General features: G+C 62.3%; 12 protein-coding genes. 4 read left to right on the top strand and 8 right to left on the bottom strand.

The window, feature by feature from the left end; all coding sequences use genetic code 11:
- Window positions 1-8: 8 nt before the first annotated feature.
- Window positions 9-971 carry an alpha/beta hydrolase gene (locus ACIOMR_RS17780; protein WP_134327024.1) on the top strand — a complete coding sequence of 321 codons (963 nt, stop codon included), beginning with the start codon at window positions 9-11 and terminating at the stop codon, window positions 969-971.
- Window positions 972-1,021: 50 nt separating this feature from the next.
- Here the strand turns inward: ACIOMR_RS17780 and ACIOMR_RS17775 are convergent, their stop codons facing one another.
- The 5 genes from ACIOMR_RS17775 to pvdM all read right to left on the bottom strand — a co-directional run bounded on the left by ACIOMR_RS17775 (window position 1,022) and on the right by pvdM (window position 8,953).
- Window positions 1,022-3,487, bottom strand: a complete 2,466-nt coding sequence (locus ACIOMR_RS17775; protein WP_003208546.1) for a TonB-dependent siderophore receptor — start codon at window positions 3,485-3,487, stop codon at window positions 1,022-1,024.
- 97 nt (window positions 3,488-3,584) lie between these two features.
- The gene (locus ACIOMR_RS17770; RefSeq protein ID WP_003208548.1) at window positions 3,585-5,234 is read right to left on the bottom strand and encodes a cyclic peptide export ABC transporter; all 1,650 of its coding nucleotides are present in this window, start codon (window positions 5,232-5,234) and stop codon (window positions 3,585-3,587) included.
- 157 nt (window positions 5,235-5,391) lie between these two features.
- Complete coding sequence (locus tag ACIOMR_RS17765; protein ID WP_008434504.1) at window positions 5,392-6,267, bottom strand: formylglycine-generating enzyme family protein; 876 nt, start codon at window positions 6,265-6,267, stop codon at window positions 5,392-5,394.
- 31 nt (window positions 6,268-6,298) lie between these two features.
- Window positions 6,299-7,576, bottom strand: a complete 1,278-nt coding sequence (locus ACIOMR_RS17760; RefSeq protein WP_177041533.1) for an aminotransferase class V-fold PLP-dependent enzyme — start codon at window positions 7,574-7,576, stop codon at window positions 6,299-6,301.
- Window positions 7,577-7,603: 27 nt separating this feature from the next.
- Window positions 7,604-8,953, bottom strand: a complete 1,350-nt coding sequence (gene pvdM / locus ACIOMR_RS17755) for a pyoverdine-tailoring dipeptidase-like protein PvdM (protein WP_008434503.1) — start codon at window positions 8,951-8,953, stop codon at window positions 7,604-7,606.
- A 152-nt stretch (window positions 8,954-9,105) separates the two neighbouring features.
- Between pvdM and ACIOMR_RS17750 the strand changes: the two genes are divergently transcribed.
- A complete protein-coding gene (locus ACIOMR_RS17750; protein WP_102369565.1) occupies window positions 9,106-10,734 on the top strand; it encodes a PvdJ/PvdD/PvdP-like protein in 1,629 nt (542 codons plus the stop codon).
- Between the two features lie 44 nt (window positions 10,735-10,778).
- Here ACIOMR_RS17750 and ACIOMR_RS17745 read toward each other — a convergent pair whose 3' ends face one another.
- From ACIOMR_RS17745 to ACIOMR_RS17735, 3 genes are read right to left on the bottom strand one after another with little or no spacing between them, the layout of a single operon-like run.
- Window positions 10,779-12,188 (bottom strand): efflux transporter outer membrane subunit, encoded by a 1,410-nt coding sequence (locus ACIOMR_RS17745; protein WP_401195513.1) that lies wholly within the window; start codon window positions 12,186-12,188, stop codon window positions 10,779-10,781.
- Window positions 12,189-12,195: 7 nt separating this feature from the next.
- A complete protein-coding gene (locus ACIOMR_RS17740; protein WP_177041538.1) occupies window positions 12,196-14,166 on the bottom strand; it encodes a MacB family efflux pump subunit in 1,971 nt (656 codons plus the stop codon).
- Window positions 14,167-15,339 (bottom strand): efflux RND transporter periplasmic adaptor subunit, encoded by a 1,173-nt coding sequence (locus tag ACIOMR_RS17735; RefSeq protein WP_401195510.1) that lies wholly within the window; start codon window positions 15,337-15,339, stop codon window positions 14,167-14,169.
- 256 nt (window positions 15,340-15,595) lie between these two features.
- Here ACIOMR_RS17735 and ACIOMR_RS17730 point away from each other — a divergent pair, with 256 nt between their 5' ends.
- Both ACIOMR_RS17730 and ACIOMR_RS17725 read left to right on the top strand, forming a co-directional pair.
- The gene (locus ACIOMR_RS17730; protein ID WP_032899291.1) at window positions 15,596-16,078 is read left to right on the top strand and encodes a sigma-70 family RNA polymerase sigma factor; all 483 of its coding nucleotides are present in this window, start codon (window positions 15,596-15,598) and stop codon (window positions 16,076-16,078) included.
- Window positions 16,079-16,205: 127 nt separating this feature from the next.
- Entirely contained in the window at window positions 16,206-17,543 is a 1,338-nt protein-coding gene (locus ACIOMR_RS17725) for a lysine N(6)-hydroxylase/L-ornithine N(5)-oxygenase family protein (RefSeq protein ID WP_177041542.1), read from the top strand.
- Window positions 17,544-17,601: the final 58 nt, after the last annotated feature.

Genomic DNA, 17,601 nt, shown 5'->3' with positions numbered 1-17,601 from the left:
AACCTGCGATGTCCTTGCATCCGGAACTCAATGCCTTCCTCGACCTGGCGCAAGAAAGCCAGGCGGACGGTCCTGGGCCGTTTCACCTGTCAACGCCCGCCCAGGCTCGTGAAGCGTTCGAGCGCACCACCGCGCAACTGCGCTGGCAGGCGCCTGCGCAGGTGCGCTGCAGCCACATCGAATTCACGGCACGCGATGGCGCGACGCTGGCGTTGCGTGTGTACCGTCCCGCTGACGTTTCGGCGCAGAGCCTGCCGGTGCTGGTGTACTTCCATGGCGGTGGCTACGTGGTCGGCAGCCTGGAATCCCATGACGGGGTGTGCCGCGAGTTCTGCGCCAGAACTCCGTGTGCGGTGGTTTCAGTGGGTTATCGACTGGCGCCGGAGCACAGGTTCCCGACGCCGCTGAACGATGGCGCCGATGCCCTGGCCTGGCTGGCCGATAACGCTGCAGCCGAAGGCCTGGACCTCACCCGCGTGGCTTTCGGTGGCGACAGTGTGGGGGCCACGCTGGCGACGGTGCTGGCGTTGCAGTCGGTGCTCGAGCCCGCGACGCTGGCAATTAAACCCTGCTGGCAACTGCTGTGCTATCCGGTGACGGACGCTTCTACCAATAGCCCGTCGACCGAGCTGTTCGGCGAGGGCTATCTGCTGGAGACCGAGACACTGGAATGGTTCTACCGGCATTACGCCCGGGAGGCGGCGGATCGTCTTGACTGGCGCTTCTCGCCATTGCTGGCGCCGGGGTACCCGGGCATGCCACCGGCGCTGATTGCGTTGGCCGGTCATGACCCGCTGCTGGATGAAGGGCGTGCCTATGCCCGACGGTTGCAGGAACAGGGGGTGGCGGTGGAAGTGATCGAGTACGCCGGGTTGATTCACGATTTCCTGCGCCTGCAGAGCGTGGTGCCGGATATCGACGAGGTGTACGCTCAATTGACCCAGGCATTGCGAGCCGCGCTGGCAGCTTGAGAACAGGCACAAAAAAACCGGGCCAGGCCCGGTTTTTTTGTGGGTGTTGCCTAGAAGTTGTACGTCACGTCAACCGAGGCGACGCGTTCCTGGCCGTAGTAGCAGCCGAACGAGTAGTTGCAGTGGGACACGTACTCGCGGTTGAACACGTTCTGCACGTTCAGGCTGGTTTCCACGCCACGCAGGCTTGGCGATACCTTGCTCAGGTCGTAGCTGACGGTGGTGTCATAGACCACAAAGCCCGGGACCTCGAACGAGTTGGCAGCATCACCGGGTTTGGGGCCGGTGTAGCGGGCGCCGGCACCGAAGGTCAGGCCATTGAGCACCGCCTGGGTGAAGTGGTAGTCAACCCACAGCGATGCCGAAACCGGTGCCTGTTGCTCGGTGCGGTTACCGGTGTTGCCGTAGTTGTTCTTGATGTAGAACGCGTCGAGGTAGGACGCAGCAGCCAGTACGTCGACGTTGGCAATCGTCGATTTGACTTCCAGTTCAACACCGCGGGAGCGAACCTGGCCTTGCTGGACCGAGTACTGGGTGTACTCGTTATCCTGGCTCAGCACGTTTTTCTGCTTGATCTGGTACACGGAAGCCGTGATCAGCGTCTTCTCGAACGGCTGGTACTTCACACCCACTTCGTACTGTTCGCCTTCGGTCGGCGCGAAGGCCTTGCCGCCACGTTCGGGCGCGGTAGTGCCAACGGTCGGCAGGAAGGATTCGGAGTAGCTGACGTACGGCGCCAGCCCGAAGTCGGTGACATAGGTCAGGCCGACACGGCCGGTGAACTTGTTGTCACGCTGTTCGGTGATGGAGTTTGCAATCAGGTCCTTGTTTTCAACTTCAGCCCAGTCCTGACGGCCACCAATGGTCAGGATCCACTTGTCCAGTTTGATCTGGTCCTGCAGGTAGACGCCGGTCTGGCGCACGGTGTTGTCCCACTTGGTGGTTTTTTCCGGGGTCAGGCTGCTGGTGTCGTAGTTGTTGTTTTCGCCGTAGAGGTTGATCGGCAGTACGTTGTAGGCGTTGTAGCCGGTGTATTTGCGGTTGAAGTTGCGATAATCCAGGCCGACCAGGGTGGTGTGCTCCAGCGCGCCGGTGTTGAATTTGTATTCCAGGTTGTTATCGATGGTGTAGGCGGTGTTGTGCTGGCGCCAGTCGAGTTTGACACGGTTAGCCCGGGTCTGGTCGACCGCACCGGTGACTGCATCGGTGACGAAGCTGCGCAGGTAGAAGCCTTTGTAGTCGTCGCGTACGTCGGTGTAGCGGGCGGTGGAGCGACCTTTCAGGTTTTCGCTGAAGCTGTGGGTCAAGTCGTAGCCCAGGATGAACTGGTCACGTTTGTAGTCGTTGTATTTCGAGTCGCCGGAGAAGAAGTTGCGGTCGATGCGTTTGCCGTTGGGGCCGCGCTCGAGAGAGCCGATCATTGGCAACGCCTGATAGTCTTCCAGGCCTCGGTCCCGCTGGATCTGCGCCAGTACGGTCAGGGATGTGTCGTCGTTCGGGGCCCAGGTCAGGCTGGGTGCCAGCAGCATGCGTTCGCTGTGGGTATGATCGACCTGCTGGTTGCCTTTCTTCGCGACGCCGACGATGCGATAGCTGAACTCTTTCTGATCGTCGAGCGGGCCGCTGGTGTCGAATGCGCCGTTGACCCGGTTGTAGCTGCCGGCACCGATCTTGACCTCGCTGCGTTGTTCGGTGGTCGGTCGCTTGGAGACCATGTTGATCAGGCCGCCCGGCTGGTTCTGGCCAAAGAGCACCGACGATGGGCCCTTGAGCACTTCGATGCGCTCCAGGGTATACGGATCGATTTGCGGGGCGCCGCCGAGGCTGCCGGCATAGGGCAAGTAAGCGCCGTCCAGGTACAGCTGGGTAGGGGCGAAGCCACGGCTGGTGATTTCGTCGGCGATCGCATTGCGGTCGGTGAAGCCGCCGGTGTTCAGGCCTGGCGTGTAGCGCAAGGCCTGGGTCAGGTTGAGTGCGCCCTGGGTTTCGATCTGTTTAGCGGTGACCACGTTGACGGTTTGCGGGATTTCCAGGAGGGGCGTATCGGTCTTGGTGCCGGTGGCGCTGCGGGTGGCAACGTAGCCGTCCACGGGGCCGTAGGCCGATTCAACAGCCTGGCCACTGATGGTGGTGGCACCCAGCTCCAGTGAATCACCCGTTGCCCGGGCACGTACGGTGACGGTGTTGGCTTGAACGGTGAACACAGCGCCGGTCCCCACCAGCATCTGCGACAACGCCTGTTCAGGCGACAACCGGCCGCTCACCGGCTGGCTGTGCTGGCCCTTTACATCATCGGCGCTGTACAGCACTTGCATGTTCGACTGGGTGCCCAGCGCCTGCAGGGCGCTTGCCAGTGATTGTGCCGGGATATTGAAGTTGATCTCCTGGGCCTGAACCTGCGCACTGAACGGCAACGCCAGCGCCATGCTGAACGCGGTGGCGCTGAAGCCCGGCTGCAGCATACGGCGCATGAACAAGGCTTTGGTAAAACGTGGAATCCCCGCAATTGCTGACATTGTGCTCACTCTTACTGGTTTTAATGGTTGCGTAGTTGTTAGCGATTCTTAATTAGACGCACGAGGCCGAAAAAACCAGAATGAGAATCTAACTTATTCATGCCGGTTGCAGTTCGGTGGCTACTTTCCCGGCTTCCATGCGGACCAGTTGGTCGGCAATGTCGAAGTAACGATCGTCGTGGGAAATCACGATGATGGTTTTGCCCAGGCGCTTGAGATCCGGCAGCAGCTCGGTGTAGAAAATCCGCCGGAACGTCGGGTCCTGGTCTGCGGCCCATTCGTCAAACACCAGCACCGGGCGTTCCTCCAGCCATGCATTGACCAGCGCCAGGCGCTTGCGCTGGCCGGTGGACAGGTCGGTGGTGGTGAACGAACCGTCACGCACGCTGACCTTGTGGCCGATTTCCAGGCGCTGCAGGTATTGGTTGGCATCTTCGGGAATATGGGTATCGCCCTGCACCACGTCGTCGAACAGGTAGTAGTCAGCGAAGATCGTGGTGAACAACTGGCGATAGTCGTCACGTGTCACTGCCGTCACGGGCTGCCCGTTGAGGCGGATTTCTCCCTGCTGCGGGGCGTACAGGCCTAGCAGCAGCTTGATCAGGGTGGTCTTGCCGCAACCGTTTTCGCCGACAATGAAGATGATGTCGCCTTGCTCGATCTTCAGGTTGACCGGGCCCAGGCGAAACGGTGCGCTGCCTTCGGTGGCGGGGAAACTGTAGGACACGTCCGTCAATTCCAGGCTGTGCACCGGCGTACTCTGGTTGCCTTGGTCGCTGAGCAGCAGGTGGGGTTCGGGCGAGGAAAACTGCTCCGACAGCGCGGCGATACGGCGGAATGCGATCTGCGCGCGGCTGACGATTGGCAGGGTGCCGATCAGATGCTCCAGCGGCCCTTTCATGTACAGCAGCACCAGCACAAAGCCGCTCATCACTGATTTGTCGGCACTCGGCCACAGTGATTGCAGGGCGAGTGCCAGCCCGATGACCACGAAAAACAGCATGGAGCCGAGGGTCTTGGCGACGACGAAAATATTCACCGAACGAATTTGTGTGTCGCAGATTTTGTCGGCGGTGCTTTCTATCCCCGACACAAACATGCGGTGCCTGCGCGGACGATGGATGCGCAACTCCTTGGCGCCCTCGGCGATGGAATTGTAGTGTTTCTGCAGTTCGTCTTCGGCGTCGCGGGCCTCCATGAAGCCTTTGATTCCCCGGCCCCGGGCGATGTACTGGACGACCGTGCCGATGATGATCGCGACCACCATGATCAAGAACATCGGCCATGACAGCATCGCCAGGTAGCCCATGCAGCCAAGGGTGACGGTCAGCGAAATGGCCAGCGGGGCGAAGGCGAACGCGAAATCGCTGATGGTGTCGACGTCGTGGGTGAGCACCGGGATCAGGCGGTGGCTGCGGTAGCGCTCAATCTGTTCGATGGGCGCCGACAGGACTTTTTCCCCAAGCTCCTTGCGCAGCCGGGCGATGATCTTTTGCCCCACATAATTGGTGCCGATATCGGAAAAGATCGAACTGACCAGTGCCAGCAGGCAGAGGCCGGCAAAGGCGCCGACCACGGTGTTGGTCAGGCCGTTGTCGGCGTGCAGCACGGTATTGATGGTCGCCAGCAATACCGTGACGCTGAGGCCGCCGACCATGCCGAGCAGAATGGAGCCGACAACGATCAGCCGAAAGGGTTTGAGCAGGGTGAACAATTCATTGATCACCCCACGTGTTGGTTTGCTCATGGAGGTTCCCTGCTTGAAGATCGGCCGGGCCCGGCTTCGGTCGCGGGCTCGGCCTGGGTGGCATAGAGGGCGGTGGTGCGCCGCAATGCGTTGCATGACGGGTCACACACACCTGTAAAACGACTGGGGGGAGGGTTAATTTAGAGGGCTGGCTGCCTTACAGGTCCCGCACGACGCGAAAGCCGATCCAGTCGCCGCGGTTGTCCGGTACCAACGCATTGCGGTTGCCGGAGCGGGAGAACACGGGGGCTTCACCCCAGTCGTTGCCGCGGATGCGTCTGAACTGGCATTTACCGGTCAGCCAGGCGCTGCCGTCGCTTGGGGCGCCGACGTAATCATCGTTGTAGCAATCGGCTGTCCACTCGTAGACGTTGCCGTGCATGTCGTACATGCCGAACGCGTTGGGCGGGTAGCTGCCCACCGGGGACGAGTAGCTGTAGCCATCCGCCGGGCCGTAGGTGTTGGCATGCTGGGCAATGCTGTAGCCCTTGCCCTCGTCGAACGGGAAGGGGAACGGGCCGGTGGAGCCGGCGCGGGCGGCGTATTCACGTTGGGCTTCACTGACCATCTGGTAGTGATGGCCGGTTTTCTTCGATAGCCAGGCGACGTAGTTCTGCACATCCTCGAAGTCCATGCACACGGCAGGTTGGCGCGGCCCCTGGGGGTAGCGTGGCTTGCTGGCGACGCACTCGCGGCCGGGTCGTTCATCGCCATTGGCAATCTTGACCCCGGACTGGCGTACATAGCTGTCCCACTCGCCGGCTGTGACCTGGAAGCGGCTCATGGCGAAGGGCTTGGCAAAGGTGACCGGGTGCATCGGGCCTTCATCAGGCTCGCGGCCCACTTCGTCTTCCGGGGTGCCCATGGTGAACGTACCGGCGGGCAACACGACCATTTCCGGGCAGTCCTTGCAGTCCTTGAACACTTTACCGGGTGTCGGCGTGGCCGCCTGGGCCAACCCCGGTAGCAGGGCACTGCACAGTGTTGTCAGAATCACTGCGGCCAGCGGTTTCAGGTGCGGGTGATGGTTCATGGGAGCATCTCGCTGAAATGAAAAAGAGGCGTCACAACCGTTGGCTCAGCAACGTCATGAAGCGCTGGATCTCGGCCGATGTGTTGAGCAGGCCCGGGGAAGTGCGAATCACCGGGCCGGCGTCCCGATATACCGAGTCGATCACTACCCGGTTTTTCATCATGTGGGCGGCCACGTCGCGGCTGTCCTGGCCGTTGACCCGGAAGAAGGTGAAGCCTGCCGACAACTCGCTGCTGCGGGGTGTCACCAGCTCTATCTTCGAGTGCGCCAGCAGTTGGGTCTTCAGTTCGTCGTTGAGCTGATGAATGCGTGCCTGTACCTGCGGCTTGCCCAACTGCAAGTGCAGTTTGAAGGCTTCATCCGCAGCCCAGCGATGTTCAAAGGCGTGGTAGCCGCCGGGTGTCATGGTGGTGGCGAAGTTGGTGTCTTCGGAGAAGGTCGGCACCATCGGTGTCACGTCGGTGTTCTGTTCCGAGCGGGCGCAAATGATCCCGGTGCCCCGCGGGCCGAACATCCACTTGTGGGTGCCGGCAATGAAAAAGTCGCAATGCATGTCCGGGAAATCGAGGTTCTCGACGCCAAAGCCATGCACACCATCGACCACGTAGAGGATGCGGTCCTTGTCGTCACGGTTGCGGTTGTGTTCATCCACCAGCTTGCCGATCGCGCCGATCGGCAGCTTGATGCCGCTGCCGGATTGCACCCAGGTCATGCCGAGCACGCGGGTATTGGGGCGGATATTGCGCTCGATAGAACCGAGCACTTCATCGACGGACACCGAATGGGCGCTCTCGAACAATTTGATCTTGCGTACCTGGGTGCCTTCCTTGCGTACCCGGAAATCGAGGCTGTAGGCGGTGGCGTAATGTTCGTGAACAGTGGTGAGGATTTCCTGGTCGGGGCGTACCTGGATCCCGCCGTAAATCATCGCCAGGCCTTCGGAGGTGCTGCCGGTCAGGGCTATCTGGCCGGGCCTGGCATTCAGGTAGCGGCCGGCCCATTCGCGCACCTGGCCTTCACGCTTCCATGTCTCTTGCAGGTCCCAATCCATGGCCAGGCCGGGGTTGCGGTCGATCTGCGCGCGATAGCGCTCGATGGCCTCACGCACTGGCTTGGGGTGCGAGGCCACCAGGAAATTCGAAAAGTGCAGGTAGTCCGGGTCCTGGGTAAACAGTTGGCGAAAGCCTGCCCAAGGGTCGCCAGGTGGTGCCGCATTGCCTGCCAGTGCCTGGGGGATGATGGCAGTGCCCAGCGGCAGGCTCGCGGCAAGAAGCCCGGCCTGCTTGAGAAACGTACGGCGGTCGGTCATGAATTCACTTCATTCATTGAGGGTGGTTCAGCGGTTGGCCAATGGCTTGGCAGCTTTTTGTACCTGGTCCCAGACCCGCAGGAAGTTGCCTCCCCAGAGCTTGGCGATATCGGCTTCGGAGTAGCCGCGCTGGATCAGTTCCGCAGTCACGTTGCGCACTTCGCCGACGTTCTCCCAGCCCTTGAGGCCGCCGCCGTCGTTGAAGTCCGAGGCGATGCCGACGTGGTCGATGCCAACCTTGCGCACGGTGTAATCGATGGCATCGCCCAAGTCCTTGAGGGTGGCCTTGGGTTCTTCTTCGAGGATGGCGTACAGCGCACTGGCGTATTGGCCAAACTTTTGTTCTGGCCAGGCCGAGATGATCGGGTCGCCGGGCATCAGGGCTACGGCCAGGTTGGGCAGTGGCGGCAGGTCGAAGCGCGCGCGCAACGCGTTGAGTTTGTCCTGGGTGGGCTGGCTGAGGGGGCGCAGGTAAGCTGGGAAGCCCACCACCTGAACGACACCGCCGCTGTTCTTGATCAGTTGCAGTTCCTTGTCGCTGAGGTTGCGCGGTATGTCCACCGACGCCCGTGGCGCCGAGTGGGAGGCCACCATCGGTGTGCGGCTCAGTTGCGCAACTTGCTCCAGGGCCTTGGTGGACATCTGCGAGACATCAATGATTACCCCCAGGTCATTGAGGCGATGCACGGCTTGCTTGCCGATATCCGAGAGGCCGTCGAGGGCATCGGGTGAGTCATTGAAAAACGGCAGTGGGCGTGACGAGTCCGACCAGGCGTTGTTGCCGATGTAGCTGAAACCGAACATGCGCATGCCGCGCGCGGTCCACAGGTTCAACTGATTAAGGTCATCACCCAGCGGGTAGGCGTTGAGCATGCTGATAAAGATCGCAAACTTGCCTTCGCCATGCAGACGCCGGAAATCATCCGGGGTGTAGGCAATGCCCACTTGGTTGGGGAAGTCGCGGACCATGCCCGAGATGATCTTGTAGCGAGTCTCCTGCTGGTGGCGGGCTTCTTCGACAAAACCCGCGGTGGGCTTGTGGGGCGCATTGGGGCCGTTCCACATTTCCGGCCAGCCGAAAATCGTCAGGGCTGCACCCGACAGGCGCCCCCGGCTGGCCTTGGCCAGGTCGAACTGGCCGCTGCCATCCTTGTCGGCTTCGTTGCCGGCGGTACCAAAGTTGAGCGGCACGGTGATGTGACTGTCGAACGACAGCAGGCGGTCCTGCATCTCATTGGCCTGCTTGATTACCGCCAACGGGTACCCGGCATTGCCCCTGAACCAATGGTCCCAAGCCAGGAACCCGGCCCCGGCGCCAATGGCCAGGACCAGCGGCAGGCCGAAGTACAACGCCTTTTTCGAACGTGGTTTTGTCATTGCCATCTCAGTCAGTTGAGGCCTTTGCTATCTGGGATGAACGAGCGATGGGCGGGAAAATTTAAGCCTGGGAGGCGCGGTGCTAAATTTCCCCTGTCAGCGAACGTTCTAGCTTGGATAAAGCCTGCTTGATGGCTGACACAGGTAAAGCAATGACGATTTCTCGACGAGGGTTCATCGCCGGCCTGGCGCTGACTGGCGCTGCAGTGCCTGCGGCCTTTTATGCCCATCGCGAGCTGACGCGTGAAGAGTTTCCGATTACCCCGGGCGAAGCCACGGTGGATCTGGCAGACACCGCCGGCCAGCATTTGGCGGACAGCCTGCGTGGCGTTTGGCATGTGCAGTTGGCAGGCCGCGATGCCGGCCTGAAAGGCCTGCCCCTGGAGGGCCTGGAATTGCTCCTCGACGTTGCCCCGCGTGGGCGTGGCCTGCGGGGCTACCTCGACACTGGCGAACAACTGCGTGCCGACGGCGAGCCGCGCTATCGTGTGTTGGGTGACCTGACTCCCGGCGACGGGGCGCATCTGTACTGGCGCCTGATCGACCGCGATGCCGTGGACGGGGCTCCGGCCTACGAGTTCACAATGACCCTTGATGAAGTCTGGGCCGAATTCGGTAACGCCGGCAGCGGCACCCTGAGTGGGCAGATCCTCAGCCTGGACCGCCCATTGGCCCTGCTCGAACGGGACAATCATTTTGTCGCCACCAAGCGGCTGTTTCCCGAGGCGCGTGAGCGCATCGGTCTCAACCCGGTTCTATTGGCCTGGTTGATTGCTCCCGAACATCGCCTGTTTCACCAGCTCTGGCACGCTTCCCGTGACCAGTGGCACAAACTCTCCGAAGACAAGCGTAATGCCTTGCGGGGGATCGGCTGGCAGCCTGGTCCGCGTGACCGGGAGCGCGATGCACGGGGGCCGCGCAAGGATCGCAACGGTTCGGGCATCGACTTCTTTTTCATGCATCGGCACATGCTGGGCGCCGCACGTTCGATGCAGGACTTGCCATCGTGGACGTACTTCCCTCAGCCACAGCCGGGGCTGGAGCGTGATCGCCAGGGGTTTGTGCGTTATTTCGACAATCATGACGGTTTCGCGTTGCCGCCTACCTGGATGGCGGCGAATGACAGTGCGTATACCCAGTGGGTCAGCGATATCAAGGCGGCCGAGACTTACCACAGTAACTTTGAGGTCTGGGAGTCGCAGTACCGCGACCCGCGCTACCTGGCGAAACTCACATTGGGGCAGTTCGGCTCTGAGGTGGAGCTGGGCCTGCACGACTGGCTGCATATGCGCTGGGCCTCGGTGCCGCGGGACCCGTCCAACGGCGCGCCGGTGCCTTTTGCACGGGACCCGGCTGACTTTGCCGCGCGTTGGTACGTGGCAGAGAATGACTTCCTTGGAGATCCGTTTTCTTCTCACGTGAATCCGGTGTTCTGGCGTTTTCATGGTTGGATCGATGACCGCATCGAGGATTGGTTTCGTGCCCACGAGCGTTTTCATCCGGGTGAAGTGAGCCGGCTGGAAGTCAACGGTGTGCCCTGGTTTGCGCCGGGGCGCTGGGTGGAGGTGGATGACCCGTGGCTGGGGCCGGACACCCATGGTTGCAGCACCACGCCGGGGTTGCAGATGGGCAAGTCGATGGAGATGGACCCGGAGACCATGAAGCTGGCGCTGCGGATTACTTTCGGGGCGGATGAGGACAGGCTGGCCGGGCTGTTTCGCAAGGTGCCGAAGCGTCCCTGGTACGCGCGCCATTTGAAGGTCAAGGAGCGGGTGCTCTAAAGCGCGCCGCTCAACGGCTGGGGCCGGGCAAGCCCGGCTTTCATTCAGTTGATTGTGCTTGCTGGCACCTGCCAGCCGCCCCCCAGTGCCTTATACAACGCAATGCTTGCGTTCAGCCGCGATCGGCGTAATTGCACATTCATGTCCTGCGCCGCATATAACGTGCGCTGCGTCTCCAGCACCGTCAGCAAGTCCTCCGCCCCGGCTTCATAGCGGCTCTGGGCAATCTCAAAGGCAGTCTGCGCCTCCCTCAGTTCCTCGCTCTGCCACTGACGCTGCGCATCCAGCCCGCGAATGCTGCTCAGGGCTTTTTCCACATCGGCAAAGCCATTGATGATCGCTCCCCGGTACGTCTGCAGCAGCTCATCCTGGCGCGCCCGGGCCTTGTCCCGCTCGGCGCTCAGGCGGCCATTGTTGAAGATCGGTGCGACCAGGCCGGAAGTGAGGTTGTAGAACGGGCTGCGTAATACGTCGCCGAGCTTGTCGGCGCCCGAGCCAAGGTCGGCACTGAGGGTGAGGGTGGGCAGCATGGCCGCCCGGGCGACGGTGACGTCTGCCTGGGCTGCTGCCAGCCGGGCCTCGGCACTGGCGATGTCGGGACGGCGGCTGAGCAGTTGGCTGGGAACACCGGCGGCGATGCCCGGCCAGTTCAATTGGGCGAAGGGTTGCGGGGCCAGGTGCAGGTCCTGCACCGGTGTGCCCAGCAGTGCCGCGAGGCTGATCAAGGCCTCGTCGGCCTGTTGCTGTGCCAGCGGCAGTTGGCGTTGTTGTGCGGCCACGAGGCTTTTTTGCTGGGCCAGTTCCAGGGCGGTGGCGGAGCCTGCATCGTGGCGAGTCTGCACCAGCTTCAACACGTTTTGGGCGTTGTCCAGGTTGAGTTGGGCGATGCGCAGTTGCTCACGCAATGACAGCCACTGGGTATAGCTGGTCGCAACACCGCTGAGCAGGGTCAGTTCCACGGTGGCCTGGTCGAACTCGCTGGCGCGCACCTCTTCCACGGCGCTGTCCCGGGCGGCGCGCTTGCCACCCCAGAAATCAATTTCGTAAGTGGCGCTCAGGCGCGCATCGAAGTAATCCACGGCCTTGTTGCTGCTGGTGGCATCCAGCTGGCTGTAGCCCTTGCCCCGCAGCAGCTTCTGGCGGTTTGCATTGAACGCGCCGGTGAGTTCAGGCAGCAACGGTGCGCCGGCTATCACTGCGCTGGCCTGGGCCTGGCGCACCCGGGCCATGGCGCTGGCCAGGTCGTAACTGCCGCTGCGGGCCTGTTCGATCAGTTGGTTGAGCTGGGGGCTGTCGAAACTTGTCCACCATTGCTGGTTGGCCCGCAGCGCCGTTGCGTCGCTTGCGCTGTGCCAGGCGGGCGGTGGTTGCATGCCTGCGCCCGGACGCGGTGCGGGGCTGCTGCAGGCGGCCAGCAGCAGGCTGGCGGCGAGGAGGGTCAGGGACACTTTCATAGGGCGATCATTCACTGGTAAGGGCCTTGACCGGGTCAAGTCGAGCGGCTTTGCGGGCCGGCATGAAACCGAAGATAACGCCGGTGACCAGGGCGCAGAAGAAGGCCCCCACGGCGGCCGGAATCGAGAACGCGACGGCCACGTTGCTGAGGATCAGCACGCCGCCCACCAGCAGGGCGAGGCCGATGCCGGTGACGCCGCCGACCACAGAGAGCATCACCGCTTCAGTGAGGAACTGGCGCAGGATGTCCCGCTGCCGCGCCCCGGTGGCCATGCGAATGCCGATTTCCCGGGTGCGTTCACGTACGGTCATCAGCATGATATTCATCACCCCGATACCTCCCACCAGCAGCGAAATCGCGGCAATCGAGCCGAGCATCAGCGACAAGGTATTCTGGGTGCGTGCCTCGGCCTGGATCATCGCGGCATTGTTGGTCAGTTCAAAGTCGTGCTTGCCGTTGTGCAGGCGCAGCAACAACTGATTGATAGCCTGTTCGGCGTCGTGCACGTTGCGCGCGTCGGCGGCGGCAATCACTACGTATTCGGGGTTATAGCTGCCGAACAAGCGCACGCTGGCGGCAGAGTAGGGGATGGCGATACGGTCGTCGCTGTCTTTGTCGCCGGAGCTGGCGCCTTTTTCGGCGAGCACACCGACCACCTGGAATGGAACGTTTTCGATCAGGATGTATTGCCCGATCGGGTCGGTCACATCCTTGAACAGCTTGTCGCGTACCCGTTTGCCGATCACTGCCACTGTGGCTCCGGCGCGCTCGTCGGCCTCGGTGAAGTAACTCCCCTCGACCACTGGCCAGTTGAAAATGGCCGGGAAATTGGTGTCATTGCCCCCGACATACGCCATATGGTCGACGTTGCCAAAGCGAACGCCGGCCTCTGCGCCGTTCACCGGCATGATGCGCTTGACCTGAGGCAGGGCCGCCAGGGCGGCCACGTCGTTGAGGGTGATCACGCCGGGTGGTGTGCGCGGGTTGGGCGCCGACCCGCTGACGTAGAGGATATTGGAGCCGAAAGCGCCCATCTGCGCCATCACCTGGCGCTTGCTGCCTTCGCCCACCGCCAGCATCACCACCACCGACGCCACGCCGATGATGATCCCCAGCAGCGTCAGCGCCGTGCGAAAACGGTTGATCCACATCACCCGCCACGCGGCTTGCACGGCATCCAGCAGCTCGGCTTTCCAGGCGCCGTTGTGCTCGGCGCCATCGGCCAGGCGCTGGCGCAGGTCCACGGCTTGCAACGCGCCGGAGATGGCCACGGGGGGCGTCTCGCTGGTCTCGGCAGAGTCGCTGATGATCAGCCCGTCGCGGATCTCGATGATGCGATTGGCCCGCGCCGCGACTTCGCGGTCGTGGGTGATCAGGATGACCACGTGGCCCTGGCTGGCCAGTTCGTCCAGCAGGGTCATGACCTCGGCGCCGCTGTGGCTGTCGAGGGCGCCGGTGGGTTCGTCGGCGAGGATGATATGCCCGCCGTTCATCAACGCCCGGGCAATCGACACCCGCTGTTGCTGGCCGCCGGAAAGCTGGTGCGGGCGGTTGCCGGTGCGCTCGGCCAGGCCCAGGCGCGTGAGCAGGGCCTTGGCGCGGGCATGGCGTTCGGCGGCGCTGATGCCGGCATAGATCGCCGGCATCTCGACGTTTTCCTGGGCCGAGCCGGAAGGGATCAGGTGATAGCCCTGGAACACGAAACCGAAGGCCTCGCGGCGCAGCCAGGCGAGTTCGTCGCTGTCGAGCCGGGCGACGTTTTCCCCGGCGAACAGGTAGTCGCCCTCGGTGGGGCGGTCGAGGCAGCCGAGGATATTCATCAGCGTGGATTTGCCGGAGCCGGAGGCGCCGACAATCGCCACGAATTCCCCGGCATGGATCGCCAGGTCGATGCCGCGCAGCACATCAACCTGCGGCGTATCGCCGCCGCCGTAGGACTTGCGGATGCCCTTGAGTTCGATCAGTGGGGTCGACATTCAACCTCCGCTGCCATCGGCCGGGCCGATCAGCAGGTGATCGCCTTCGTTCAGGCCTTCCAGCACCTGGACTCGCAGGCGGTCGCTGAGGCCCAGGCGGATTTCGCGTTGCTCGATGCTGCCGTTTTTCGCCACCACGCGGGCGATCTGTTTGTCGCCGCCGAGGCTGCCTTGCAGGGCGGCGACCGGCGCGGTCAGGGTGTCCCTAGCCTGGCCGGCGACGAAGAATACCTGGGTGGTCATTTCCGCCATCAAGGCGTTATCGGTGTTGTCGACGTCCAGCAGCACCGTGTAAAGCACCACTCGCCCGGTGCCGCTTTTGCTGGCGCTGCTCGGGCTGCCACCGCCCTGGCTGGTTTCGTTGAGCGGCTTGGGCGGGATCGGCAAAATCTGCCGTACGATGCTGGTCCAGCGTCGGCTGCCGCCGCTCAGGGTGGTGAAGTAGGCCGTCATGCCGGGTTTGACATGGCCGATGTCGGCTTCCGAGACTTCGGCCCATACGGTCATCGGCGAAAGCTTGGCGATCCGCAGGATCAGCGGGGTTTGCTGCTGGGCGTTGAGTGTCTGGCCTTCCCGGGCGTCCACCGCGACCACGGTGCCGCTCATTGGCGCATAAATGCGCGTGTAGCCCAACTCTGCCTCGTCACTGCGCAGGCTGGCCCTGGCCTGGCGAATCTGCGCCAGGAACATGTCGACCCGCGCCTGGGTGGCGCTCAGTTCGGCCCTGGCAGTTTGCACGTCTTCCTCGCGGGTGGCGTTGCCGGCGACCAGGCGTTGCTGGCGCTGGTACTTCTGGCGAGCCAGTTCGTGCTGGGCCCGTTGCTCCTGCAACTGGGCCTGCAGGTTCTCGATAGCGTAGCGGCTAGCATCGAGCTTGGCTTTTTGCGTGGAGGGGTCGATCTCTACCAGCAATTGGCCTTCCTTGACCTGGGCACCGGCCTCGACGTGAATCTTCTGGATCTGTCCGGACGCCTGGGCGCCCACGTCGACGTAGCGCCGGGGTTGCAGGGTACCCAGGGCCGTGACGCTGCTTTCGATATCGCCCCGCGTCACAGTGACGGTCGCCAGCTTGTCCCGGCCCGGCGGCAGGACCTGCCAGGCTGCTAAAGCGATGATGGGGATGAGGCACGCGACCACAAGCAGGGCGCGTCGGGCAGGTCGAGGACGTTTCATGCAGAGTTCCAGCCAGGAAAGATCGGCCCGCAGGAGCGGGAAGCTGACAGGTAGACGAGGAAATTGCCCGGGGATTTAGGCCGTTACATATGCCGTTACAGGTGTGTCAGGCAAAATAATTGGCCGGCGTTGCAAGTCTTGTTTAAAACTAGATGAGAATTACTATAAATTACACGCACCTCAAACTGCCATCATCGAATCGGCCGTTATCTTCGTAATCAAAGGACCTAATGCCGCCTACAGGCGGTCGGGAGTCATGTTGGAAAACTACTATCGCGAGCTGGTGTGTTTCCTCAACGCCAAGCTGGGCAACCGTCAGGTGGCCGAAGATGTGGTGCATGACGCTTATGTGCGGGTGCTGGGGCGTGCCAGTGAGGTCCCGATCGAGCAGCCCCGGGCGTTTCTCTATCGCACGGCGCTGAACCTGGTGATCGACGGTCATCGGCGCAACGCCCTGCGCCAGGATGAACCCCTGGAAGTACTCGACAGCGAGGAGCGTTTTTCGCTGTCTTCGCCCCATCACTGCCTGGACCACGGCCAGCGCCTGGAAATGCTTGAGCGCGCGCTGGCCGAGCTGCCGGCGCTCTGCCGTGACAGTTTCCTGTTGCGCAAGCTCGACGGCCTGTCCCACCTGCAAATCGCCGAGCGCCTGGGTATTTCCCGCGCGCTGGTGGAAAAACACATCGTCAATGCCATGAAGCATTGCCGGGCGCGCATGCGTGAGTGGGATGCGCACTGATTCCAGCGTTAGCTAAATTTTATTTCATTGTCCTCGTCTCCTATCAACACACGACCTGTTGCTGTGCCTTCAGGTCTCTGAGGCTTTCCCGCCCCACTGCCACGGGGCTTATCCAGAGGACACTGGAATGACACAGGCAATTGCATCGCCCGCCGTTCACGACCTGATCGGTATCGGGTTCGGCCCTTCGAACCTGGCGCTGGCCATCGCCCTGCAGGAACGCGAGAAAGCCCAGGGCAAACTGGACGTGCTGTTCCTCGACAAACAGGCCGACTACCGCTGGCACGGCAACACCCTGGTCACCCAGAGTGAATTGCAGATTTCCTTCCTCAAGGACCTGGTGACCCTGCGCAATCCCACCAGCCCTTATTCCTTCGTCAATTACCTGAAGGCCCACGGGCGCCTGGTGGATTTCATCAACCTGGGTACCTTCTATCCGTGCCGCATGGAGTACAACGACTACCTGCGCTGGGTCTCCGGGCAGTTCCAGGCGCAAAGCCGCTACGGCGAGGAAGTGCTGGCCATCGAGCCGATCCTGCATCAGCAGCAGGTAGAGGCGCTGCGGGTGATTTCCCGGGACGCCCAGGGTGAACAGCACGTGCGCACCACCCGCTCGGTGGTGGTCAGCGCCGGTGGTACGCCGCGTATTCCGGCGTCGTTCAAGGCGCTCAAGGATGACGGTCGGGTGTTCCATCACTCCCAGTACCTGGAACGCATGGCCCAGCAACCGTGTGTCGACGGCAAGCCGATGCGCATCGCGATCATCGGTGGTGGCCAGAGCGCAGCCGAGGCGTTTATCGACCTCAACGACAGCTTCCCGTCAGTGCAGGTCGACATGATCCTGCGCGGCTCGGCCCTCAAGCCTGCGGATGACAGCCCGTTCGTCAACGAAGTGTTCTCGCCGGAGTTCACCGACCTGGTGTTCCAGCAGAACGGCAGCGAGCGCGAGCGCCTGGTCAACGAATACCACAACACCAACTATTCGGTGGTGGACCTGGACCTGATCGAGCGCATCTACGGGATCTTCTACCGCCAGAAAGTTTCCGGCATTGCCCGTCACGCGTTCCGTACCCTGACCACCGTGGAAAAAGCCACGGCCGGGCCGCTGGGTGTGGAGTTGGCGCTGCGCAACAACGCCACCGGCGAAACCAGCCTCAACCATTACGATGCCGTCGTACTGGCCACCGGTTACGAGCGTCAGATGCATCGTCAGTTGCTCGCACCGTTGGCCGACTATATGGGCGACTTTGAAGTCAGCCGCGACTACCGCATCGTCACCGACGAGCGCTGCAAGGCCGGCATCTACATGCAGGGCTTCAGCCAGGCCAGCCATGGCCTGAGCGATACCTTGCTGTCGATCCTGCCGATCCGTGCCGACGAGATTGCCGCGTCGCTGTACGAGTACGACCGCAGCCGCGGCAAGAGCCGTTCGGTGCAGGACGTGTTGCTGGCCACCGCCAGCTGACAGGCTGCACTTGAACCGCGGGGGCGGCTGCTGATACTGTACAAAAAACCAGTATCGG

The organism is Pseudomonas sp. NPDC087814 (assembly GCF_044742865.1).
Lineage (GTDB): Bacteria > Pseudomonadota > Gammaproteobacteria > Pseudomonadales > Pseudomonadaceae > Aquipseudomonas.
The sequence above is the reverse complement of the archived record's forward strand: the minus strand, read 5'-3'. Positions and strand labels throughout refer to the sequence as shown.